Source organism: Dactylosporangium sp. NPDC005572 (assembly GCF_040605515.1).
In the GTDB taxonomy this organism is placed as follows: Bacteria; Actinomycetota; Actinomycetes; order Mycobacteriales; family Micromonosporaceae; genus Dactylosporangium.
On record NZ_JBEXCY010000086.1, the window covers coordinates 16,468 to 39,236 of the forward strand.

17 protein-coding genes and 2 pseudogenes are annotated in these 22,769 nt (G+C 71.6%); 13 read left to right on the top strand and 6 right to left on the bottom strand.

Going from position 1 to position 22,769, the window contains the following annotated elements; all coding sequences use genetic code 11:
* Position 1 precedes the first annotated feature (1 nt).
* From nuoL to ABZS66_RS32930, 7 genes are all read left to right on the top strand, one after another.
* Positions 2–1,918, top strand: coding sequence for an NADH-quinone oxidoreductase subunit L (gene nuoL, locus ABZS66_RS32900; RefSeq protein ID WP_354764538.1), 1,917 nt, complete (start codon positions 2–4; stop codon positions 1,916–1,918).
* The gene (locus ABZS66_RS32905) at positions 1,915–3,444 is read left to right on the top strand and encodes an NADH-quinone oxidoreductase subunit M (protein ID WP_354764540.1); all 1,530 of its coding nucleotides are present in this window, start codon (positions 1,915–1,917) and stop codon (positions 3,442–3,444) included. The genes nuoL and ABZS66_RS32905 overlap by 4 nt, the downstream gene beginning before the upstream one ends.
* Entirely contained in the window at positions 3,441–4,976 is a 1,536-nt protein-coding gene (gene nuoN / locus ABZS66_RS32910; RefSeq protein ID WP_354764542.1) for an NADH-quinone oxidoreductase subunit NuoN, read from the top strand. Before ABZS66_RS32905 ends, nuoN begins: the two co-directional genes overlap by 4 nt.
* A gap of 132 nt (positions 4,977–5,108) precedes the next feature.
* Positions 5,109–6,095 (top strand): polyprenyl synthetase family protein, encoded by a 987-nt coding sequence (locus ABZS66_RS32915; RefSeq protein WP_354764578.1) that lies wholly within the window; start codon positions 5,109–5,111, stop codon positions 6,093–6,095.
* 1,198 nt (positions 6,096–7,293) lie between these two features.
* The gene (locus ABZS66_RS32920; RefSeq protein ID WP_354764544.1) at positions 7,294–8,070 is read left to right on the top strand and encodes an IclR family transcriptional regulator C-terminal domain-containing protein; all 777 of its coding nucleotides are present in this window, start codon (positions 7,294–7,296) and stop codon (positions 8,068–8,070) included.
* A gap of 290 nt (positions 8,071–8,360) precedes the next feature.
* The gene (locus ABZS66_RS32925; protein WP_354764580.1) at positions 8,361–8,855 is read left to right on the top strand and encodes a sigma-70 family RNA polymerase sigma factor; all 495 of its coding nucleotides are present in this window, start codon (positions 8,361–8,363) and stop codon (positions 8,853–8,855) included.
* The gene (locus ABZS66_RS32930) at positions 8,852–9,607 is read left to right on the top strand and encodes a zf-HC2 domain-containing protein (RefSeq protein ID WP_354764546.1); all 756 of its coding nucleotides are present in this window, start codon (positions 8,852–8,854) and stop codon (positions 9,605–9,607) included. Before ABZS66_RS32925 ends, ABZS66_RS32930 begins: the two co-directional genes overlap by 4 nt.
* 16 nt (positions 9,608–9,623) lie before the next feature.
* Here the strand turns inward: ABZS66_RS32930 and rarD are convergent, their stop codons facing one another.
* The 3 genes and pseudogenes from rarD to ABZS66_RS32945 all read right to left on the bottom strand — a co-directional run bounded on the left by rarD (position 9,624) and on the right by ABZS66_RS32945 (position 12,989).
* Positions 9,624–10,562, bottom strand: a complete 939-nt coding sequence (rarD, locus tag ABZS66_RS32935) for an EamA family transporter RarD (RefSeq protein WP_354764548.1) — start codon at positions 10,560–10,562, stop codon at positions 9,624–9,626.
* A 142-nt stretch (positions 10,563–10,704) separates the two neighbouring features.
* A pseudogene (locus ABZS66_RS32940) lies at positions 10,705–11,064 on the bottom strand (phage holin family protein); the annotation flags it as partial.
* Between the two features lie 164 nt (positions 11,065–11,228).
* Entirely contained in the window at positions 11,229–12,989 is a 1,761-nt protein-coding gene (locus ABZS66_RS32945; protein WP_354764550.1) for a hypothetical protein, read from the bottom strand.
* Positions 12,990–13,063: 74 nt separating this feature from the next.
* On the opposite strand from ABZS66_RS32945, the gene eccB reads away from it, so the two are divergent.
* Positions 13,064–14,080, top strand: coding sequence for a type VII secretion protein EccB (gene eccB / locus ABZS66_RS32950; protein WP_354764552.1), 1,017 nt, complete (start codon positions 13,064–13,066; stop codon positions 14,078–14,080).
* On the opposite strand, the gene ABZS66_RS32955 is transcribed toward eccB, so the two are convergent.
* Positions 14,074–14,871 (bottom strand): Dam family site-specific DNA-(adenine-N6)-methyltransferase, encoded by a 798-nt coding sequence (locus ABZS66_RS32955; RefSeq protein ID WP_354764554.1) that lies wholly within the window; start codon positions 14,869–14,871, stop codon positions 14,074–14,076. The two genes, eccB and ABZS66_RS32955, sit on opposite strands and share 7 nt — an antisense overlap.
* Before the next feature lie 104 nt (positions 14,872–14,975).
* On the opposite strand from ABZS66_RS32955, the gene ABZS66_RS32960 reads away from it, so the two are divergent.
* Both ABZS66_RS32960 and ABZS66_RS32965 read left to right on the top strand, forming a co-directional pair.
* Complete coding sequence (locus tag ABZS66_RS32960) at positions 14,976–15,299, top strand: WXG100 family type VII secretion target (RefSeq protein WP_354764556.1); 324 nt, start codon at positions 14,976–14,978, stop codon at positions 15,297–15,299.
* 14 nt (positions 15,300–15,313) lie between these two features.
* Complete coding sequence (locus tag ABZS66_RS32965) at positions 15,314–15,613, top strand: WXG100 family type VII secretion target (protein ID WP_354764558.1); 300 nt, start codon at positions 15,314–15,316, stop codon at positions 15,611–15,613.
* Here ABZS66_RS32965 and mycP read toward each other — a convergent pair.
* Positions 15,589–16,764 (bottom strand): type VII secretion-associated serine protease mycosin, encoded by a 1,176-nt coding sequence (gene mycP / locus ABZS66_RS32970; RefSeq protein WP_354764560.1) that lies wholly within the window; start codon positions 16,762–16,764, stop codon positions 15,589–15,591. The genes ABZS66_RS32965 and mycP overlap by 25 nt on opposite strands.
* Positions 16,765–16,962: 198 nt before the next feature.
* Here mycP and ABZS66_RS32975 point away from each other — a divergent pair.
* From ABZS66_RS32975 to ABZS66_RS32985, 3 genes and pseudogenes are all read left to right on the top strand, one after another.
* Positions 16,963–17,394 (top strand): annotated as a pseudogene (locus ABZS66_RS32975) (SseB family protein); the annotation flags it as partial.
* 1,743 nt (positions 17,395–19,137) lie between these two features.
* Complete coding sequence (locus tag ABZS66_RS32980) at positions 19,138–21,417, top strand: SseB family protein (RefSeq protein WP_354764582.1); 2,280 nt, start codon at positions 19,138–19,140, stop codon at positions 21,415–21,417.
* Entirely contained in the window at positions 21,414–21,779 is a 366-nt protein-coding gene (locus ABZS66_RS32985; protein ID WP_190251948.1) for a hypothetical protein, read from the top strand. Before ABZS66_RS32980 ends, ABZS66_RS32985 begins: the two co-directional genes overlap by 4 nt.
* A gap of 6 nt (positions 21,780–21,785) precedes the next feature.
* Here the strand turns inward: ABZS66_RS32985 and ABZS66_RS32990 are convergent, their stop codons facing one another.
* Positions 21,786–22,709 (bottom strand): alpha/beta hydrolase, encoded by a 924-nt coding sequence (locus ABZS66_RS32990; protein ID WP_354764562.1) that lies wholly within the window; start codon positions 22,707–22,709, stop codon positions 21,786–21,788.
* Positions 22,710–22,769: the final 60 nt, after the last annotated feature.

The following is a 22,769-nucleotide window of genomic DNA, read 5'->3' on the forward strand; positions in this document are numbered from 1 at the left end:
GGTGGTGGAAGAAATCACCTACTCGGTGGCGACCGGGTGGCTGGGCTCGTTCTGGCTGCTCCCGACGATTCCACTGGCCAGCGCGGCGATCCTGCTGCTGCTCGGCAAGCGGGCCGACCGCTGGGGTCACTGGCTCGGCGTGCTCAGCGTCGCTGCGTCGTTCGTCCTCGGCCTCACCTACTTCTTCGCGCTGCGCGGGCTCGAGAACCGCAACGGCGTCGAGATCAAGCTCTGGAACTACATCGGCGTCGGGGACTTCCACGTCGACCTGGGCCTGCTCTTCGACCCGCTGTCGGCGATGTTCGTCTTGCTCATCACCGGCGTCGGTTCGCTGATCCACCTCTACGCGGTGGGTTACATGGCGCACGACCCGGGCCGGCGGAAGTTCTTCGGGTACTTCAATCTGTTCATCGCGGCGATGCTGTTGCTGGTCCTCGGCAACAACTACGTGATGCTGTACTTCGGCTGGGAGGGCGTGGGTCTCGCCTCCTACCTGCTGATCTCGTTCTGGTACCTGCGCCCGAGCGCGGCCACGGCCGGCAAGAAGGCATTCCTCATGAACCGCGTCGGTGACGCGGGATTCGCGATCGCGGTCTTCATGATGTTCGCCTACCTCGGCACGGTCGACTACGCCGAGGTCTTCAACGGCGCGAACAAGCTCAGCTCCGGCGTGGTCACCACGATGGCGCTCCTGCTGCTGCTCGGCGCGGCCGGCAAGTCCGGCCAGTTCCCGCTGCAGGCATGGTTGCCCGACGCCATGGAGGGCCCGACCCCGGTCTCGGCCCTGATCCACGCCGCGACGATGGTCACCGCCGGCGTCTACCTGATCGCCCGCTCGCGCCCGATCTTCGACCTGTCGCCCGACGCGCAGCTCGTCGTCGTCATCGTGGGCGCGCTGACGCTGCTGATCGGCTGCATCATCGGCTGCGCCAAGGACGACATCAAACGGGTCCTCGCCTGGTCGACGGTCAGCCAGATCGGCTACATGTTCCTCGGCGTCGGGCTCGGCGGCGCGGCCTACGCGCTCGCGCTGATCCACCTGCTCGCGCACGGCTTCTTCAAGGCCGGCATGTTCCTCGGCGCCGGTTCGGTCATGCACGGGATGAACGACCAGACCGACATCCGGCGGTTCGGCGGGCTTTGGAAGTACATGAAGATCACCTGGGTGACCTTCGGCCTCGGCTGGCTCGCGATCATCGGCTTCCCGTTCCTGTCCGGCTACTTCTCGAAGGAGCCGATCATCGCGGCGGCCTTCGAGCAGGAGGGCTGGCGCGGCTGGGTGTTCGGCGGGGCGGCGCTGCTCGGCGCCGGTCTCACCGCGTTCTACATGACCCGCCTGTTCTGGCTCACGTTCCACGGGCCGGAGCGGTGGACCGACGACATCAAGCACCCGCACGAGTCGCCGCCGGTCATGACGATCCCGCTGATCCTGCTCGCGATCGGCTCGGTCGGCGCCGGCTACCTGCTGTCGACCTCGGTGCCCGACTGGCTGACGCCGACCTTCGGCCACGAGGAGGAGGAAGTCGTCCACGGCGCCCTCGGCCACGTCGCCGTCACGTGGCTGTCGCTACTGCTGACGTTCGCCGGTGCCGGCCTCGCGATCCTGCTCTTCAACAAGGGCACGGCCAAGGAGGAGCAGCCGGCCGGCGTCCTCGTGACCGCCGCCCGCAACAACCTCTACACCGACACCTTCAACGAGGCGGTCTTCGAGGCGCCGGGCCGCTACCTGACCCGCGCCCTGGTCTACCTCGACAACCGCGGCATCGACGGGCTGGTCAACGGCCTCGCCGCAGGCGTCGGTGGCGGGTCCAGCCGACTACGCCGGGCCCAGACCGGGTTCGTGCGCTCCTATGCCATGTCCATCCTCGGTGGTGCGGTGCTCATCGTGGCCGCCACGCTCGCGGTGAGGTTCGGATGAGCCACTTCCCATACCTGACCGTCCTGACGGCCGCGCCGCTCGTCGGCGCGGCGGGGATCGCGTTCCTGCCCAAGGACAAGCCCGAGCTGGCCAAGCGCGTCGCGCTGGGCTGGTCGGTCGTCGTCCTGGCTCTGACCGTCGGACTGTGGACGCAGTTCGACGCCAACGGCGAGCGGTTCCAGCTGAAGGACTCGTGGACCTGGATCCCACAATGGGGCGCCAAGTTCACGTTCGCGATCGACGGCATCGCCCTGGTGATGATCGCCCTGATCGCGCTGCTCGTCCCGCTGGTCATCCTGGCGTCCTGGCACGACGCGGACCACAGCAAACGGTCGGTCCCGGCGTACTTTGCGCTGCTCCTGGCCCTCGAATGCACGATGATCGGCGTCTTCGCCGCGCAGGACGTGTTCCTGTTCTACGTGTTCTTCGAGGTCATGCTCGTGCCGATGTACTTCCTGATCGGCTCCTACGGCGGGCACCAGAAGCAGTACGCGGCGGTCAAGTTCTTCCTGTACTCGCTGCTCGGTGGCCTCTTCATGCTGGCCGCGGTGGTCGGGCTGTGGGTCGTCGGCGGTCACACCTTCGACTGGCAGTCCCTGGTCAACGCCGACTTCTCGGTGAACACCGAGCGCTGGCTGTTCCTCGGCTTCTTCGTCGCCTTCGCGATCAAGGCCCCGTTCTTCCCGTTCCACACCTGGCTGCCCGACGCCGGTGGCGCGGCCCCGGCCGGCGCTGCCGCACTGCTGGTCGGCGTGCTCGACAAGGTCGGCACGTTCGGGATTCTGCGGTACTGCCTGCCGCTGTTCCCCAACGCCTCGAAGTACTTCGCCTGGCTCGGGCTCACGCTCGCGCTCGTCGGCATCATCTACGGCGCGCTGGTTGCGATCGGCCAGCAGGACCTCAAGCGGCTGGTGTCGTACACGTCGATCGCCCACTTCGGCTTCATCGGCATCGGCATCTTCGCGTTCACGACCCAGGCCGGCACCGGCTCGGTGCTGTACATGGTCAACCACGGCCTCGCGACCGGCCTGCTCTTCCTGGTCGTCGGCATGCTGGTGGCCCGCCGCGGCAGCGCGCTGGTGACCGACTTCGGCGGCGCCGGCAAGGCGCTGCCGGTCCTCGCCGGGGTCTTCTTCATCGCCGGTCTCGCCTCGCTCGCGCTGCCGGGCACGTCGCCGTTCATCTCCGAGTTCCTGGTGCTGATCGGTACGTTCACGGTCAACAAGACCGTGGCCGTGATCGCGACCGCCGGCATCGTCCTCGCCGCCGGCTACGTGCTGTGGATGATCCAGCGGACCACCCAGGGCACGCCCAACCCGAAGCTGGCGGAGATCAAGGCGATGAGCCGCGACCTGTCGCTGCGCGAGGCCGTCGTCGTCGGGCCGCTGATCGCCCTGATCCTGCTGCTCGGCTTCTACCCGAAGCCGGTCATCGACGTGATCAACCCGGCGGTGAAGGCGACCATGCAGGACGTCGGCAAGACCGACCCGAAAGCCACCGCAGGCAACACGGAGGCCGGCAAGTGAACGACAGACTCCAACTGCCGCATCTGGACTACGCGGCGCTGGCGCCGATGCTGATCCTCTTCGGCGTCGCGTGCATCGGGGTGCTCGTCGAGGGCTTCGTGCCACGGCGGGTGCGGCACCGGGTCCAGCTGACCCTGGCCCTGCTCGGCCTGGTCGCGGCGCTCGTCATGGTCATCCGCCAGGGCAGCACCGCGGTCATCACCGCGCAGACCGCGGTCGCCGTCGACGGGCCGGGCCTGTTCTTATCCGGCGCGATCATCGTGCTCGGCATCGTCTCGCTGCTGCTGATCGGTGAGCGGACGCTGGAGCCGGGCGGCGCCTTCGTCGCCCAGGCGGCCATCACCGCCAACACCGACCGCGACCGGGAGCAGGCGCTGCGCGCCCACGGCGCGACCGAGGTGTTCCCGCTGACGATGTTCGCGCTCGGCGGCATGCTGCTGTTCTGCACCGCGAACGACCTGCTGACCATGTTCGTCGCGCTCGAGGTCTTCTCGCTGCCGCTCTACCTGCTCTGCGCGCTGGCCCGCCGCCGGCGGCTGCTGTCGCAGGAGGCCGCGATGAAGTACTTCCTCCTCGGCTCGTTCGCGTCGGCCTTCTTCCTGTTCGGCATCGCGCTCATCTACGGATACGCCGGCCAGGTCGACTTCAAGGCGATCGACACCGCGATCCAGGCGTCGCAGAACGACGACATCCTGCTGTACGTCGGCCTCGCCATGCTGGCGATCGGCCTGCTCTTCAAGGCCGCGGCCGTGCCGTTCCACGTGTGGACGCCCGACGTCTACCAGGGCGCGCCGACGCCGATCACCGCGCTCATGGCCGCCTGCACCAAGGTCGCCGCGTTCGGCGGGCTGCTCCGGCTGGTCTACGTCGGGTTCAAGGGCACCGAATGGACGATCCAGCCGGTGCTGGGCACTGTGGCCGTCATCACGATGATCATCGGCGCGATCCTGGCGGTCACCCAGACCGACATCAAGCGCCTCCTGGCCTACTCGTCGATCGCGAACGCGGGCTACCTGCTCGTCGGCGTCCTCGCACTGAACGAGCAGGGCCTGTCGAGCTCGATGTTCTACCTCGTGGCGTACGGCTTCACCGTCCTGGCCGCCTTCGGCGTGGTGACGCTCGTCCGCGACGCCGACGGCGAGGCGACCCACCTGTCCCGCTGGGCCGGGCTCGGGCGGCGCTCGCCGCTCTACGCCTCGCTGTTCACCTTCATCCTGCTGGCCTTCGCCGGCCTACCGCTGACCAGCGGTTTCACCGCCAAGTTCGGCGTCTTCGCCGCCGCCATCGACGGCGACCAGACCTGGCTGGTCATCGCCGGCGTGGTGAGCAGCGCCATCCTCGCCTTCCCCTACCTGCGGGTCGTGGTGATGATGTGGCTGTCGGAGCCGGGTGAGACGACGCCGGCCGTGTCCATCCCGGGTGCCATGACGGCCGCCGCGCTCGTCATCGGTGCGGTCGCTACGCTGGTGCTCGGCGTGGCACCGGGGGCACTGCTGGAAGTGACGCAGAACGCCGGTGCGTTCCTCAGATAAGAGCAAAACGACAGTGACGTCCCCGGTGGCCTCCCACGCGGGGACGTCCCTGTATCAGGCGCCCGTTGAGGGTATGGCATCGTTGGAGCTGTGGTGAGTACGGGAACCGTGCAGACGAGTGCCTCCGTCGGCTTGACCTTTGCCGATCCGGAGCTGGAGACCAGCGTCGCGGCGATCCTCCGGGACGTCGAGGCGGTGCTCATCGACGCCGTGCACAGCGCCAACCCGCTAGTGACCGAGGCGGCCCGCCACCTGGTCGACGCCGGCGGCAAGCGGTTCCGGCCGCTGCTCGTGGGCCTGGCCGCACACTTCGGCAGCGACCCCTCCAACGAGGACGTCGTCAAGGCCGGCGCGGTCGTCGAGCTCACCCACCTCGCCACCCTCTACCACGACGACGTCATGGACGAGGCGACCGTGCGCCGCGGGGCGCCCAGCGCGAACTCCCGCTGGGGCAACGCGCTCGCCATCCTGATCGGCGACTACCTGTTCGCCCGCGCCGCCGCCCTCGCCGCCGACCTCGGCATCGACGCGGTCAAGATCCAGGCGAGCACGTTCTCGCGCCTGGTCCACGGCCAGGTCGCCGAGACCGCCGGCCCGCTCGACGGCGAGGACGCGATCACGCACTACCTCCGCGTGATCTCGCAGAAGACCGGCTCCCTGATCTCGACCAGCGCACGCTTCGGCGGGATGTTCGGCGGCTGCCCGCCCGAGCAGACCGAGGCCCTGGCGACGTTCGCGGAGACGTTCGGCATCGCGTTCCAGCTCACCGACGACCTGATCGACATCGCCAGCGAGTCGACCCAGTCGGGCAAGACGCCGGGCACCGACCTGCGCGAGGGCGTGCCGACGCTGCCGGTGCTGTACGCGCTGGCCTCGACCGACGACGACGCTGCGTCCGTCCGCCTGCGCGAGATCCTGGCCGCCGGCCCGGTGACCGACGACGCCCTGCACGCCGAGGCCCTGGGCCTGCTGCGCGACTCCGCGGCGCTGAAGCAGGCCCGCGAGACCGTCCGCGGCTACGCCGACCGCGCTCGCGCGGCTCTGGCCCCGCTGCCGCACGTCCCGGCCCGGGCAGCGCTCGAGTCGCTCTGCGACTTCATCGCCGACCGCACCAACTGACGCCCGCGCGGCCTTGAGGCCGCGTTCCCTGGTTGGCCGTGGAAGTAGCGCTAGCTACCGAAGACTTCCACGGTCACCTTCGTCTCCACCACCGCAGCGACGGTCCGGTGTGGCCCGGGCGAGGCGCGCTCTTGGCGCGGGAGCGTCGCTCTCTGCCACGAGGGCCAATGCGGGCCTGAGCGGCGCGCGTTCCCGGTACGGCGCCGGGTGCCCTGAGCGGCGCTACGGGCGCCGGATGCGCGGGGTATCGCTCCGCTGCCACGAGGGGCCGGTGTGGGCCTGCGTGACGCGCGTTGCCGGTGCGGGCGCCGGGTTGCGGGCTTGTGCGTGTGGGAGTCCCTCCTTCGCTGTGAGGGGCCGTTGTGGGCCTGAGTGGCGCGTGTTCCCGGTAGAGCGCTGGCCGTGCGGGTGTGGGGTGGCCAGCGAGCTCGGCGGCGTCGGTCGTGCGCCGGCCCAAACCTGTCTCGACGCCACGCGGTGCTCCTGCTGGCGTCGTTGGCGGCCGGTTGGACCCTCACCCCGGGCGAGCTGCTCCCACTGGCGTCGGCGGAGTGGTCGTCCGTTGCCGGCTCGGACCTCACAGGTGAGTTACGTCCGTCGACGTGACTGCCTCATCAACGTACCCGCCGCCGCCAAATCGGCGAACGGCGCGACTACCGAGTGTGTGGGGCGCGCCAAGGTGTGGGGTGGGGCAGCGGCCGTCGTCGAGGCTGCCGTGCGCCGACGATACCGGTCCGGGCGGCCGCAACGTGCAGAGCGTCTTCTCCGCTTCTTCAGGCGAGCACTGGCCGTGAAGGTGTGGGCGTGGAAATTTCCGGATTGCCGCGACAACCGTCACATGCTGTTGCTAGGGGGCACTTTGCTCAATGCCATGTGGCGGCGGTACCCGGTCTGGCGACAAGTCGCGACGGGGTGATAACAGGCCGAAGCGGCGTTTTGGTGGCAGCGTTCCGACTACTCACTCGATTGGGCATTACTTACACAGACTCCTGCGACCGATGGTGATAGTTACTCAAGACTTCCGGCGTGTCGTGAGAGGTGCTGCACGATCGGGGTGTCCAGATTGGGCCATTCATCGCCATGTGTTGGCGCGTGGCATTCCCCCACCTCACCGCACAAATGATCAAAGTGTTCCCTTGACCCTCTCCAGTTTCATATGGTGTGACTCCAGTTACTGCTGCGGCTGGGGAGGGCGGCGGTGCGGGATCCACAGGCCGAACCCTCGGATCTCATCCGGAGCGTGTCGAGAGCACTGCGAGTGTTGGAGGCGGTAGGGCAATCACCTCGCGGTTTGACGGTCAAGCAGATCGCGAGGCGGTGCGAGTTCACCGTCGCTACCACCTATCACCTGGTGCGCACCCTTGCGTACGAGGGCTACGTCATTCGCCGCGAGAACGGCACGTACGTGGTCGGGCTGGAGATCGCCGACCGCTACCGCGAGCTGGTCCTGGCGTTCCGCGGTCCGAGCGCGGTCACCGACCGTCTGCGGCGGGCGGCGACCGAGACCGGCTACAGCCACTACCTGGGGCGCTTCATCGGCGGCCGCATCGCGGTCACGGCCTCGGCCGAGGGGCCGCGTACGCCGCCGTTCGACGACCTCGTGCCCGGCTACGACGAGGCTGCCCACGCAACCGCGCTCGGCAAGGCGCTGCTCGCGACGCTGAGCCCGGACCAGCGCTGGCGGTTCCTGAAGGAGTCCGGCATGGAGGCGTACACGTCGGCCACCCTCACGTCGCCCGAGGCGCTCGACTCCGACCTCGCCGCCGGCGAGCGGCGCGGCATGCAGATCGAGATCGGCCAGTTCCGGCAGGGTCTCGCGTGTGCCGCCGTCATGGTGATCAACGACCGGGACCCGGATCGGCGGGTCGTGCTCGCCTGCGCCATGCCGCCGGCCGAGCTGATGTCGTCGGCGAAGGTCGTCCGGACCCGTCTGCTGGCCACCGCGCACCACTTGGCGACGGTCCTCGCCGAGTAGGCCGCTACGGGACCTCGGGGCGTACCGGGCGCGGACGTCCGGCGCGGCCGGAGGTCGCGGGTCCTTGGGACGACGGCGATGGCAGCGTCTTCTCGGCGGGACGGATGTCGCGCCGAGAAGAGCGGTGTCTGGCGGGAGCGACGGTCGAGCCTTGCACGGACCCGAGCCATCTGAAGCCATGTCACATCCGCGACATGTGGTGTGCGGCTGAACCGCTCTGCGTATTAGTGCGTAGAAGCAGGTGGAAGGGATCGGAAACATCTTGAGGCGTGAGTAGAGACGATGCTGACCTGCTGAAGGCGCTCCATACGGAGCACGGAGACGCACTGTTCGCCCATGCCATGCGACTGACCGGCGGCGACCGTCAACGGGCCGAGGACCTGGTGCAGGAGACCCTGCTGCGGGCCTGGCAGCACCCCGAGGCGCTCGACCCGGCCCGTGGCTCGGTGCGGGCCTGGCTCTTCACCACCGCGCGGAACCTCGCCATCGACGCGTGGCGGCGGCGCACCGCGCGGGTCGGCGAGGTCTTCACCGACCAGCTGCCGGAAACTCCGGTGGTGGTCGACGAGACCGAGCGCGCGGTGGAGTCCTGGGTCATCGCCGAGGCGTTGTCGCGGCTTTCCCGACCGCACCGCGAGGTCCTGGTCGAGTGCTTCTACCAGGGGCGCTCGGTCGCCGAGGCGGCCGACCGGCTGGGCGTGCCGCCCGGCACGGTCAAGTCGCGGACCTACTACGCACTGCGTTCGCTGAAGGTCGTACTGGAGGAGTTGGGGGTGACGCAATGAGGTGTGAGCACCTCCATGACTCGGGTGTCTACGTGCTCGGGGCGCTGTCGCCGCCCGAGCGCGCGGCATACGAGCGGCATCTCGCGGACTGCGCGGAGTGCCGTGCGGAGGTGGCGGAGTTCGCCGACCTGCCGGGCCTGCTCGGGCGCCTGGACCGCACGACGGCTACGGGCGCGGTCGACGGGGCCGTCGACGGGGCCGTCGACGGGGCCAAGTGGGCCGGGCCGTCGTGGGCGGGGCCGGTGATGGAGGCTTCCGGCGAAACCAGCGGCCATCGAGCCGACCCCCTGCTGCCTCGGGTGCTTGACCGCGCGGCGCACCAGAAGCGGGCCGATCGGCGGCGTCGGCGGTGGCAGACCGTGGGTACCGCGCTCGTCGCGGCGTGCCTCGGCGTGGTGGGCGTCCTCGGCGTGCGGGCCGCGGGCGTGGGCCAGCCGGACACGCCGGAGTTCGTCGCGATGGAGGAGGTCGCCGAGTCGGTGCCGGTGACCGCGCGCCTGGCGCTCGAGCCCGCCGCCGACGGGACGGTGGTCCGCATGCAGTGCGCCTACAAGGGTGGCGGCTACGGCAAGTGGACGTACAAGCTCGTCGTCGTGCCGAAGTCCGGTCAGCCGGAGGAGATCGACTCGTGGACCGCCGGGTACGGCGACGAGTACGACCTCAAGGCCCGTACCAGCATCCCGCGCGCGGACATCGCGCGGGTCGAGATCCGCAAGGGCGACGACACGCCGCTGCTGGCGCTCGCCACCTAGGAAACGTTCGTCTCACTCACCGGGTGGGGGCGGTCGCCGTCGACACGACGGCGGCCGCCTCCTCTCGTTGCGCCGCCCGCGACCGGCGGGTCGCGCTGATCGCGTCCCAGGTGAAGATGCTCAGCGCGCACCAGACGATGACGAAGCCGGCGAGCCGGCCCGGGGGCAGCGCCTCGTGGAAGACGGCGACGCCCAGGATGAGCTGCAGCGTCGGGGTGAGGTACTGCAGGATGCCCAGGCCCGACAGCGGCACGCGGTTGGCGGCCTCGGCGAAGAGCAGCAGCGGCACGGCCGTGAGCAGGCCGCTGCCGGCGAGCAAGACCGTGTGCCACGTCGACACGGTGCCGAACGTCGACGATCCGTCGTTGGTCAGCCACCCGAGGTACACGATGGCGGGGAGCGTCAGGACCGCGGACTCCAGGAACAGCCCATCGGCCGCCGGCAGGCCGAGCCGCTTCTTGAACAGCCCGTAGCCGCCGAACGAGCCGGCCAGGGTGAGCGCCACCCACGGCAACCGTCCGTAGTCGATCGTGAGCACCACGACGGCCGCCGCGCCGATGCCGAGCGCGATCCACTGCAGGCGGCGGAGGCGTTCGCGCAGAACGAGCACGCCGAGCAGGATGACGACGAGGGGGTTGACGAAGTACCCCAGGGAAGCCTCGATGACGCGGTTGGTGTCGACGGCGTAGATGTAGACGCCCCAGTTCACGGCGATGAACACGGCCGCGGCCGCGATGCCGGCCATCCGCTTGCCGTCGCTGAGGATCGCCTTCAGCGGTCGCCAGCGCCACAGCGCGGTCAGCAGCAGCGCGACGGTCACGAGCGACCAGAGGATCCGGTGCGCGAGCACTTCCACGGCACCGGCCGGGCGCAGCGCCCGGAAGTACAGCGGGAAGACGCCCCACAGGACATTGGCGGTCAGGGCGGACAAATACCCTCGGCGCAGCGGATCCACGGCTCAACCGTAAGGGGTGGACGGCCGTCCACCCCTCACCGGGCTAGCGATAGTTCTGGTAGCCGCCGTACTGCTGGCGGGGCGGCGGCTGCGGACGGCGGTAGTCGTCCTTCTTCTTGCGGTCGCGGTCGCCGCCGTCGGGGATGAGGAAATTGATCAGCCAGCTGACGATGCCGATGAACAGCGCCCCGAGGATGGCCGTGGGCCAGAACTTGTCGACGTTGAACGCCAGATCCAGCCAGTCGGCGATCTTGCTGGTGAGCAGGAGCAGCGCCCCGTTCACGACGAGCGACACGAGCCCGAGCGTGAGCAGGTACGCCCAGCAGCCGATGGTCTTGATGACCGGACGCAGCACCGCGTTGACGATCCCGAAGATCGCTGCCACCGCGATGACCGTGAGCACCTTGCGCCCGGTGTCACCCTCGACGGTGATGCCGGGGATCACCAGCGTGGCCAGCCAGACCGTGAAAGCACTCACGGCGAGCCGGATGAGGATTCCCATGCGGGTGATCGTGCCATGGACAACCCCGCCCAGAACACCCCACTATCACCACTTCCCGAGCCGCTGCTCACCCTCGGGTGGTCCGCTTTCATGATCGAGGGGAGCAGGTGGCTGTCATGGCGACCAGAAGTTTCCCTTGATCATGGGGCTCGGGGTGGTGGGCGTCAGCGGTTTGCGACGTGGCCTTTGTGGCGGGGCGGGGCGAGGTTGGCCCAGCGGATCGACCGACCGGTGATGACGATCGCCAGCATGTCGGGGCCGACCTTCGGGAGCCAGGCTGCCGACTCGTGCAGGCCCAGGGCGTCGGCGGCGAGGATGGCCTGGGGTTCGGGGAGGGACTGGAGGAGTACCAGGTCGGACTCGTGCAGGGCCTCGACGTCGGAGGGCCTCAGGTGCGGGCGGGCCAGGAGGGTCGTGCGCCACGGGTGGGGTGCGGGCGCCGGGCCGCTGTCGAATACGACCAGTTGCGGGCGGGTCGGCGTCGGCGTTCGGAGGTTGGTGGCGCGGTCTACGACCGTGATCGAAGTCGGCCTGCCCGACTGGAGCAGCGGCGCCCAGGCCCTCGGGTCGGTGGACTGGATCACCACCTCGGCGCCGGTTGTGGCCGCTCGGGTGATCAGGAGCCGGGCGCAGCGGAGGGTGGCGATCAGCGTGACCCGGGTTGGGAGCCTGCGGAACAGGCGGATCGGGATCGGGGCGGCGTGGCGGTCGAGGCCGAGCACGACGCCGTCGCCACCCAGCGCCAGGTCCAGGCTCGTCGGGCCGGCATCGCTCTCGGCCGACTCGCCGGAGGACGCCGTCGCCGGGCCTGTCGGCGGTCGGTCGCCGGTCGGCGGGCGTCCGGTCCTTGAGCCGTGATCAGTCGCGTTCCGGCGGCGACGGTTGGGCAGGCCGCTGGGTAGGCGGTCACTGGCCAACAGGCGGTCGTCGGTCAGCAGGCCCGTGAGCGCGGCTGTCGGGCCGGTGGCGGCGGCGCCGAACGGCAGGGTCCTGGACAGGCCTTCCAGCCGGGTGCCAGCCAGGCGGTGGAGGCTCACGCCGGCCTGCCGTAGGGCCTCCTCTGCTTGACGTAAAGCCGCCGGTGTGTCGGCCGGGGCGGTCAGGCGGACGGCGGTCTCCACGGCCGGTGAGCGGGACGTGGCCGTCACCGCCAGCGTCGTGCTCGACGTCGGCAGGGCGCCGAGCTTCGTGAGCAGCGCGGCGTGGCCGGGGGACGTCAGGGCGAAGGCGGCGTGGTCGTGTGGGCCCAGTCGGACCGCCGAGCGGGTCTCGTGGAGTGGCGTCGGCGAATCCGGGGTGTAGCCCGCGGACTCCTCCACAGCCTCCAGCGCCGACGCCGTCGACAGCGCCTGGACCGGGACCTCGGCGCGCTGCAACTGGCGGGTCGCGCGCTTGACCGCCGCCAGTAGGGACTGCTCCAGGGTGGCGCGCGCGTAGCCGCCCGACCGGCGGGCCCGGACGGTGAGCAGGACGCGTCGGCGGGCCGGGACCCGGCCGCCCGTCAACGAGCGGTATGCGGCGTCCTCCGTCGGGGGCGTGACCGTGATCAGCAGCTGCACCCGGATCTCCGGAGCGTCGCCGGCCGTCGTCGGTAGCAGCGCCGCCGGCAAGGGCAGCGGGGGTAACGGCTCGCTCGCCAACGTCACCGGGTCACCCAGCTCCAGGACCGCGGCCAGGCCGTCTATGTCCTCCAGCACGGCGAGCTCCGTGCCGTCCAACGTCGTCGCGGTCAGGGCTCCGCCGGGATGGAGGTGCCTCAGCAGCGCCGCGGTGTCGTGCGGTGCCGGGCGGCGGCGGGACAGCGGGCGTGGGGTCAGCAGGGCCGCGGCGACCGGGACGGCCAGCAGGGGCCAGAGTGAGGCGGCCGCCCATGCCGCGGCCACGGCGGCCAGTGCCAGCTGGGCCGACACGATCTTCGTGCGCATCAATTACATCGCCCCCCACCGATGTTTTTCGGCGCCTATCGTATGTCCCCGGTACGACACTTTCGGAGGGCCGGATGGTGGCGCGGCAGGAGCAGGTGCAGTCGTACCAGTTCGGGGTGCAGCGAGTCGTGGCCGCGCTCGTCGCCAAGGAGAGCGACCCCGCGCAGCCGCCCTTTCGCCGGCTCGCCGGGGCCACGCTGGTCGGAGTGCTGCTGGCCGCGCTCGGCGTCGGTGGGGCGGCCGCGTACGCCCTGCTCCGGCCCGGCGACACGAGCGACTGGCGGGACGACAGGGCACTCATCGTCGAGCAGGAGTCCGGGGCGCTGTTCGTGTACCGGGAGCCGCAGCTCCACCCCGTGCTCAACCAGGCGTCCGCGTTGCTGCTGCTCAACACGCCCGACGCGCACACCGTCACGGTCAGCCGGGCGCGACTGCGGGGCGCGCCGCGCGGGGCGGTGCTCGGCATCCCCGGGGCGCCGGCGTCGTTGCCGCCGAAGGACAAGCTGCGCGGCGAGCCGTGGACGGTGTGCTCGACGCCCGGCGGGTCGGTGCTGTTCATCGGGAGCCGGCCGGGGAAGGGGCAGCCGCTCGGCGAGCGCGGGGTGCTCGCGACGAGTTCGGCGCATCAGGTGTACCTCATCTGGCGCAACCAGAAGCATCTCGTGCGTCAGCCGGGCACCCGCGCCCAGGTCAGCGTCGCGCAGGCGTTCCTGCACGCGATCCCGTCCGGGGCGGACGTCGACAGCGTGCCGCCGGCGACCGTGGACGATCCCCCGGCGACGATGTGCGTCGATGACGAGGTGACGATGGGGGTCAAGCTCCCCGACGTCTCCGCCGGCGTGTCCACCGCCGGGGGTGCGCTCGCCGACACCGTCGTCGTGCCGGCCGGCGGCGGGGCGCTGGTGCGCACCGACACCGGGGTGCTCAGCCTGGTCACCGACCTCGGGCGGCGCCACGCCGTGCCGGACGACGGCGTGCTGCCCGCGCTCGGGTACGCCGATGCGGAGCCCGTCACCGTGCCTGCGGCGCTGCTCGGGCTGCTGCCGGCCGGGCCTGCGCTCGATCCGGCCCTGGCCGGCCGGTCTCAGTAGTTGGTCAGTACCAGATCCGCGGAGTCGCGGGCAGCCGCGCGGAGGTTGATGTCCCGTCGCGTCGCCATCCGCATTGCGGTGAAGTCCCGGTAGATGCGGCGGGTCGCGTCCGTGTCGCTGTTGGTCATCGTCAGGAGCACGCCGCGGGCCGACGCCTCGCGCATCGCGTCGGCCAGGCGCTCGTGGTCGGCCTCGTGGAACTGGCCCGGCGTGTACCGCTTGAAGTCCGCGAACCCGCCCTCCGGCAGGTACGGCGGGTCGAGGAACACCCAGTCGCCGGCCGTCGCCTCCCGCAGCGGCTCGGTGAAGTCGCAGCGGCGGATGTCGACACCGATCAACGCCTTGGAGGCGGCGAGCAGCGTCTCGCGGTTGTAGTACGGGCGATCGTAGGCGCCGTACGGGACGTTGAAGCCGCCCCGCCGGTTCACCCGCCACAGGCCACGGAACGCCGTCTTGTTCAGGTAGATGACCCGCGCGGCGCGGCCGACGTCGTCGAGGCGGTCGGGCTGCTGGGCGCGGACGCGGGCGAACTGCTCCGGCGTGTTCGGCAGGGTGTCGAGGCGCGCCATGACCGCCTCGGGGTCGGCGGCGACGGAGCGGAAGCAGGCCACCAGCTCGGGATTGGCGTCGGACAGGACGGCCTTGGCCGGGCGCAGCTCGAAGAACACGGCCGCGCTGCCCATGAACGGCTCCCAGTAGCGGCCGGTGAACGGGGGCGCCATCGCCACCAGGCGGGCCGCGTAGCGGGTCTTCCCGCCGGCCCACTTGATGAACGACCGGCCCTCCGCCACGCCGACATCCTAAGTTATCCACAGGCTCGGAAAGGGTCTGGTGAGTGCGCGGCTACGGCCAGTACGGTCCTCGCATCGATCGGAATCGAGGAATGGGGGTATCGATGGCGCAGACCACACAGGCGCAGCAGGCCGAGCTCAATGCCGCAGCGCAGCGGTTCGAGCAGGTCAACGGGGAGTTGCAGGGCATGCTCTCCACGCTCATGCGCGAGCTTGAGGTCACCCGCGGCGGCTGGCAGGGGGCCGGTGGGCGGTCGTTCGAGGCCGTCAAGCAGGCGTGGCGGATCGACCAGGAGGCGCTCCACAAGAACCTGCTCGAGACCGCGGCCGGGCTCAGGTCCGCGGGGCGGAACTACGCCGCGGCCGACATCGAGGCCGATGACCGTCTGCGGCGCGTGGCGCGCACCGACCTGTCCGCGCTCGGCTGAATCCGGAGGCTGCCATGGACGACATGCTCGTGGTCAACTTCGGCGCGATGGATCACGCCGGTCAGTCGATCCAGACCGCGCTCAACACGCTCAACGCGCGGCTCGACGAGGTCTCCCAGCTCGGGCGGCGGCTGACGAGCGGCTGGCAGGGGGAGGCCCGGGAGGCGTACGCGGCCCGGCAGGCCGGTTGGGAACGCGCCGGCAACGACCTGGCGCTCATGCTCAAGGACATCAAGCTCGCCCTGGACGAGTCGATGCAGCGGTACCTCGAGACCGAGCACCGCAACCGTCAGCTCTTCCCTGGCGCGCGCTGAACGCCGGGGCGCCAGCGGCGGCGCCGGGCCCGCGGCAGCGCGATCACCGTCGCCACCAGCAGGAGCGTGGCCGCCAGCAGTGCACCGGCCAGCGGTAGTGGCCCGGGCGGGCCGACCCCCGCCGCCGGGCGGGCCGCCGGCCCGACCACCGTCGGCGGCCTGGTGCCGGGGCCGGACACCTCCGTCAGCGCGCGCAGCGGGTTGAGCCGGCCGGCGCCGTAGCCCTCGGCCCCGCCGCCGTCGGCCGTCGCCCGTAGCTGCTCGCCGACCTCGCGGGCCGTGAGCTCGGGACGGTACTGCAGGAGCAGCGCCGCCGTCGCGGACACGAACGGTGTCGCGAAGCTCGTGCCGTCGCCCGCCCGCAGGCCCTCCGGCGGGACCGTGCTCACGATCCCGGCTCCCGGCGCGACCAGGTCCACATAGTCCCCGGCCTGCGACGACGGCAGGCGCCGGCCGGCCTCGTCGACGGCGCCGACCCCGATGACCCCGTCGTACGCGGCCGGGTAGGGCACCGGGTTGCCCTCCGCGAACCGGTTGCCGGCCGCCGCGACCACGACCACGTCGCGCGCCACCGCGAAGGCGACGGCCGCGCGGACGGCCGGGTCGTCGCGGTACGAGACCAGGGACAGGTTGATCACGCGGGCGCCGCGCTCGACCGCCTCGCGGATCGCGGCGGCCAGGTCGGCGGCGGTGCCCCGGCGGCCGGCCGTGGCCCCGTTCTCCAGCTCGACCAGTTCGCTCACTCGCAGTGCGAGGATCGTCGCGCCCGGTGCCAGGCCGCGGAACGCGACCCCATCCGTGGGACGGGCGGCGATGATTCCGGCCACAGCGGTACCGTGGCCGACGCAATCCAGCCGGGAAAGGCCGCCGTCGAGGTGGTCGGGGCCGGGCTCGACGGCGCCGCGCAGCTGGGGGTGGCCGGAGTCCACGCCGGAGTCGATCACGGCGATCATCACTCCGTGGCCGTCGGCCAGTCGGCCGAGCGTCCCTTGGTCGTACCGCTGCTGCACCGACGCCGTTCCGGACGGTCCCGGGCGGCTGGAAGCGCTCGGGCAGGCGGTCGGGGCGTGGGCGCCGGCGGGTGGGGCCATGAGGCACGCAGCCGCGCTGAGCAGGGCGGCCGAACCGGACATTCGGCGCCCCCGCGGCATGAGCCGATCGTAGGTGCTGGTCGCGCTCCACCACAGACCTCGTGCTGATGCCGCGAATGAGACAGCGTTGTGAGCGAGCGCCGGGGGATCGCTATGCTGGCCGCAGCGCTTGCCCGCGTCGCTCCCCTCGAATTGCCGTGGCCATATAGGTTAGGTTTCGGCGACGCGGCGGTTTCGAGCCCGACAAGGGGGGTGGCCGTGACCGAGTGGGAGCCGGCCACCGAGGCCGAGGTTGCCATGCGTGATGCCCTGCGCGCGAACGACCAGGAGCAGTACTTCCGCATCCTCGCGCGCACCGACGTGCTGCTGCCGATCGCGCCCGACGCGCCGCAGCAGATCGGGCCCGGCGATGCCGGCTGGGGCACATGGACGACCGACGGCCGCACGCACGTGCTCGCGTTCACCTCGCCGGGCGCGCTGCACGAGTGCCTGGCCGGGCACCCCGGCACCCACCGGCGCGTGCCGTTCCGCGACCTCGCGACCATCTGGCCCAACGTCGACTGGTGGCTCGCGGTCAATCCCGGCCTTCCCATCGAGGGGTATCTCCCGAGCTGGTTCGTCACCCAGATCAGCCGCGGTGACACGCGCCTCCCGGGTCGCACGCTCGGCGCCCGGGCGCGCATGGAGCAGGCGACCAACCGCACCCGCGCCGTCGCCCAGGTCCCGCTGCGCTCCGTGCCCAACCAGCCGGCCCCGACGCCGATCGAGCGCCAGCGCATGAAGGCCGCCGAGCAGCCGCCCCCGCCACCTCCGGCGCCCGCGTCCGTCCCGCCGGCCGTGCCGCCACGCCGCGAGGTGCCGCCGCCGGATGTGGCTCCACCGGGCGCCTTCCTGCCCACGCGGGCTGACCGTCCCGTGAACTTCGACCGGACGATGGGTGCTCGTTCGGTACCGCAGCCGCCACCCCAGGCGCCCGTCTCGCCTCCGGCCGACAGTCCGGCGCGCGGGCGGGCGACCTTCCCGCGCCGCGGGCTGTTCGACGACGAGGATCACCGGTCGATCGACGTGCCCGGGGAGAAGGAGCTGTTCGCCGACCTGCCGCGGCGGCCGGGCGGGGAGGGTGACCTTCCGCGCCGGCCCGGTGCCGGTGAGGGTGGGCTGCATTCCGGCGGGTTGCCTTCGCGTACGCCCGGATCGTCTGACTCGCCCCGGTTTGCCGGCTCGTCAGGGCCGTCAGGGTCGTCCGGGCCGGCGGGGGCGTCTGGGTCGTCGGGCGAGGAAGCGGACCTGCGGCGGTACTGGCCTCGCCGGGATCCGGCGCGGAGCCTCGGCGAGGTGTATACGGAGCATGCCGAGCCGGTGCTGCCCGCCGCTTGGCAGCCGCCGCCGGACCTGCCGAACCTGGGTGGGCCACCGTTGCCGACCCGCCAGCCTCAGGCGCAGCCGCCGGCCGCCTTCCGGTCGGGGGAACCGCCGCTACCGTCTCGACCTGCCGAGCCGCCGCTGCCGTCGCGTCCTGCCGAGGGCTCGCGGCCCTCGGAGAGCGGGCTGTTCGGGGCCCGGTCCGGTGAGGACCGGCCGTTCGGGGCGGGTGGGCGGCTGCCTGGTCGTCCGTCGACGCTTGGCAGCGGTGGTCCGCTGCCGCCGCGGCCGGCCGCTCAGCCGGTGCCGGGGGAGGGTGGCGGTCCGCTGCCGTCCCGCTCCGAGGGTGGTTCGCTGCCGCCGCGTCCCGGGTTTGGCGACGGTGGTTCGCTGCCGTCCCGTCCGGGTCTTGGTGAAGGCGACCCGCTGCCGTTCCGGCCCGAAAGCGGTTCGCTGCCGTTCCGTTCCGAAGGTGGTTCCCTGCCGCCGCGCTCCGCTCCTGGTGAGAGTGGTTCGCTGCCGTCCCGGCCTGGCTTCGGTGAAGCTGGTGCGGCCTCGGCGCGGCCGGGTGACGACGGTGATCGCGGGTTCGGTGCGGGGGGCGCGTTCGTGCCCCGGCAGGCCGAAGACGGTGATCGTGGGTTCGGGGCGTCCCGCGGTGGGCTGCCCTCGCGGTCGGCGCGGGGCGAGGACGCGCTGGCGGCCGGAGGGTTCTTCGGGGCCGGCGCAGAGGCGCCGGCGAGCGAGCAGACGCAGCCGATCGGATGGAACGGCCCGGGCGACGCACGGCCCTCCAGCCTCGCCAAGCCCGCCGGCCGCGCGCCCGAGGGGCGGCCGGCCGACGAGCTGCTGCCGTTCGAGCGGCCGGTGTTCGACCGGCCCGGGTTCAACCGGCTCGACATCGAGCAGCCAGAGGTTGACGAACCGGCGAAGCCGGCGGACTTCGGGGAGGTGGCGTCGCGGGCTCGGGCCGCCGGGTTCGTCGACAGCGACCTCGATCAGCATCCGTTCTTCGCCGACGAGCCCGACCTTCCGCGGGTCGAGGGCCAGTCGTCGTTCTTCTCGCCGCCGATGCCGGACGCCGAGCCTGAGCGCGGCGACAGCGGGGCGTTCGGTTTCGGGGACCTTCCGCCGCGCGGCGGGCAACCGCCGGCCGCCGCCCAGGTGCCAGCGCACCTCGCCGAGCCGCCTGCGGTGCCTGCGCACCTTGCCGAGTCCGCGGGCCTGCCGTCGCGCCTCGCGGAGCCGCCGGACGTGCCTGCGCACCTCGCCGGGCCGTCGGGCCTGCCGTCCCGTCTTGCCGAGCCACCCGCGGTGCCGCCGCATCTTGCCGAGTCCTCGGGCTTGCCGTCGAGTCTTGCCGAGCCGCCGAGGTACCTTGGGCAGCAGCCCGAAGATCAGCCGTCCCGTTTTGGTGAGCCGTCGGCCGGGTCGTCGTATTTCGCGGATTCGCCGATCGACCAGCCCCCGGCCGAGGAGCCGCCGTACTTTGCGGAAACCTCCGCCCCGGAGCAGCGGGAGAGCGGGTCGTTCTTCTCGTCCGGGAGCGACTCAAGCTTCTTCGGCAACGGCGGCGAGTCGGGGGCGTCGGGCGGCGGGTCGCTGTTCGGCAGCCGTCGTGAGCCGGCGGCCGATGCGGAGCTGGACGGGCCCACGGAGCCGGTCGAGTACCCGGGGCAGGTCTCCTTCGCCTCCGGGGTCGACACCCTCGCCCACAGCGGTGCCGACGGTGACGGCGACTGGCGGGATCCCTCGCCCGAGCTGCGGTCCTTCTTCGAGGCCGGGGCCACCGAGCGCGCGCAGCTGGTGCAGGAGGAGCCGGAGGCGCCGAGCCGGCCGGGCGAGCCCGTGTACGAGCCCGAGATCGTCGACAGTGCCCCCGTGCGGCTGCACGGGGAGATCGTCGACGCCGAGGTGGTCGTCCCGAGTACCGACTCCGACACCGGCAGCTGGCCCGTCGGGTCCTGGCAGGCGAACGCCTGGCGGCAGACCGCGCCCCAAGAGACCCCCTGGGAGGAGCCCGCCCCGGTCGTCCGACCCGAGCCCGAGCCCTTCGCGGAATGGCAGGCCCGGCCCGCGTCGCCGCCCGTGGTCGAGTGGCAACCCGAGCCGGAACCGATCGCGGAGTGGCAGCCTCAGCCCGCGTCGCCGCCGGTGGTCGAGTGGCAGCCCGAGCCGGAACCGGTCGCGGAGTGGCAGCCCCAGTCCGCGTCGCCGCCGGTGGTCGAGTGGCAGCCCGAGCCCGAGCCGGTCGCCGAGTGGCAGCCTCAGCCCGCCGCCGACTGGCAGACCCCGGAACAGGAGCCGCCGGCCGCGAGCCCCGCCCCGGCGAGCAGCCCCGCGGCGGCCGAGCGGGAGACCGCGCCCAAGCGGCCCGACCCGGCCGCCATCGCGAACTTCCAGTCCGCCAACAGCACCGAGCAGGACCTCTTCGAGGCCGTCCAGGCCAACAGCACCGACCGGTTCCTCTCGACCCTGCTGCTGGCGAAGGTGCTCGTGCCCTACTGGGACGGCGAAGGCTCCGTCGAGCCGCAGAACTGGCGCACCGAGCACATGAACGGCGTGCCCCACCTGGTCGTGTTCTCGTCGCAGGACCGGATGGAGGACCGGCTCGGCGAGGACGCGCTCGGCAGCTGGATCAAGTTCACCCGCCTGATCCGCCACTGGCCGCCGGGCGACCAGCTCGCGTTCGCGATCAACCCCGAGTCGCCGGCGGGGGCGGTCCTGCCCGGCTCCGAGGTCATCCAGCTCGCCACCTGGGCGGCCGAGATGGGGCTCGGTGTCGACGAGCCCGAGGAGTCGAAGGCATCGTCGAAGCCGCACGAGGCCGCCCAGCCGCGGCCCGCGTTCGAGCCGCCGGCGTCCGGTGGGCAGCTGGTCATGCAGAAGCCGATCTCGCCCGAGCAGCTCAGCTACTACCTGGAGCGCAACTACGACCGGGTCTCCGGGTTCGTGCACCGCGCCGGCGAGGTCGCCCACCTCCAGACGCCCGAGCAGCTGTACAACGCGCTCGGCCTGGGCTACGCGGGGTCGAGCTTCAAGCCCGACGCCGACGAGTCCTACGTGCTGCGCTGGATCGCCTACCGCGGTGATCTCTACCGTATCCCGTACGGCGGGTCGTCGCAGGAGGCCATGCGGGCCATGGAGGGCTGGGTCATCGAGCGCCCGCCGTTCCGCGGCAACGGGTTCGCGCCGAGCGAGACCAGCGACGTGATCGCCGAGTTCAAGGTCGACAGCGCCCGGCTGCCGCACGACGCCGAGCTCTGGCGGCTGCGCCGGGACGGCCGGCAGGAGCTCATCGCGCGGCTCGACGCCGACGGCCCCAACTGGCGCAAGGGCGGCGCGCTGTGATCCGCGACGGCTACGCGGCCCGGTGGCGGGGCGCCGAGTACGAGGCCAGCCCGGACGGCGACGACGTCCGCCTGTACCGGCCCGATCAGGCCGACGGGTTCGACGAGGTGCGGCCCGGGCGGTACCGCAGAATCGTCGCGCTGAACGAGGTCGACGAGCTCGTGTACGTGCGTACCACCTGCTTCTGGCGCGGTCAGCCGTTCATCGTGCTGGGGGAGCACGACGGGTGGCTGCGCGTGGAGTACACCGGCGGGCGCGCGCCGGTCGCCGCGGAGCTCAACCTGGAGGAGTTCGACTACGGCGTGTACCAGGGCTGGGCGCCCCGGGCCGAGGTCTCCGAGCTGCGCGAACAGCGCGTCTAGGACGTTCTACAGCCCCTTCACCCAGCGCAGGATCTCGCCGGTGACCAGCTCCGGCTGCTCCAGGTGCGGGAAGTGGGAGGCGTCGGGGAGCAGCCGCCACTCGTACTCCGCGAGGACGTAGCGCCCGGATCCCTGCGCGGTCCTCGGCAGTACCGCCGGATCCAACGCCCCGTGCAGCTGCAGCGTGGGCGCGGTCAGCGGCTGCTGGAGCAGCTTGACGAAGCGGTAGCCCTGCAGGCGCAGCGTCGCCCGCACGGCCCACCGGTAGGTCTCCAGCGCGCAGAACGCGGCCTGCGGGATGCGCATCGCCTCGCGGCAGGTGCGCTCGTAGTCGGAAAATGCCTCGCTAGCTACCCAATCGGGTGAACCCCACATCCGTAAGTAATCACCCACGAGTGCCGCATTGTCGCGGGTCAGGATGTGCTCGAAGCGCGGCACCTGGAACCGCAGCACCGGCTTCGCGGCGGCCAGCTGTCCGCGCGGGTCGGTGGCGAGCGCCGCGCGCAGCCGGAGCGGGTGGGCGGCGCCGAGCACGATCAGCCGGCGGACCAGCTTCGGGTGGAACGCGGCGGTCGTCCAGCCGATCATGCCGCCGTAGCCGGCGCCGACCAGGAACGCGCTGCGCTCGCCGAGGGCGCGGATGAGACCCGCCACATCACCCGCCATCGTGTACCCGTCGTAACCGCGCGGTGGCTTGTCGCTCGCGCCGTAGCCCCGCAGGTCGATGGCGACCGCGCGGAAGCCGGCGTCGGCGACCGCGGCGAGCTGGTGGTGCCAGGCGTACCAGAACTCGGGGAAGCCGTGCAGGAACAGCACCATCGGGCCGGTGCCAGCCTCCACGACGTGGAACCTCGTGCCGTTGGCGCTGACGAACCGGTGTGACCACGGCCCGTCGATCATGACGCAGGAGTCGTCGACCGCGGGGTTCATGTCGCTCAGCGTAGGGCCTGTTCAGCGCGGACCGGCCCATTGTCATGTGATCTTGGCCAA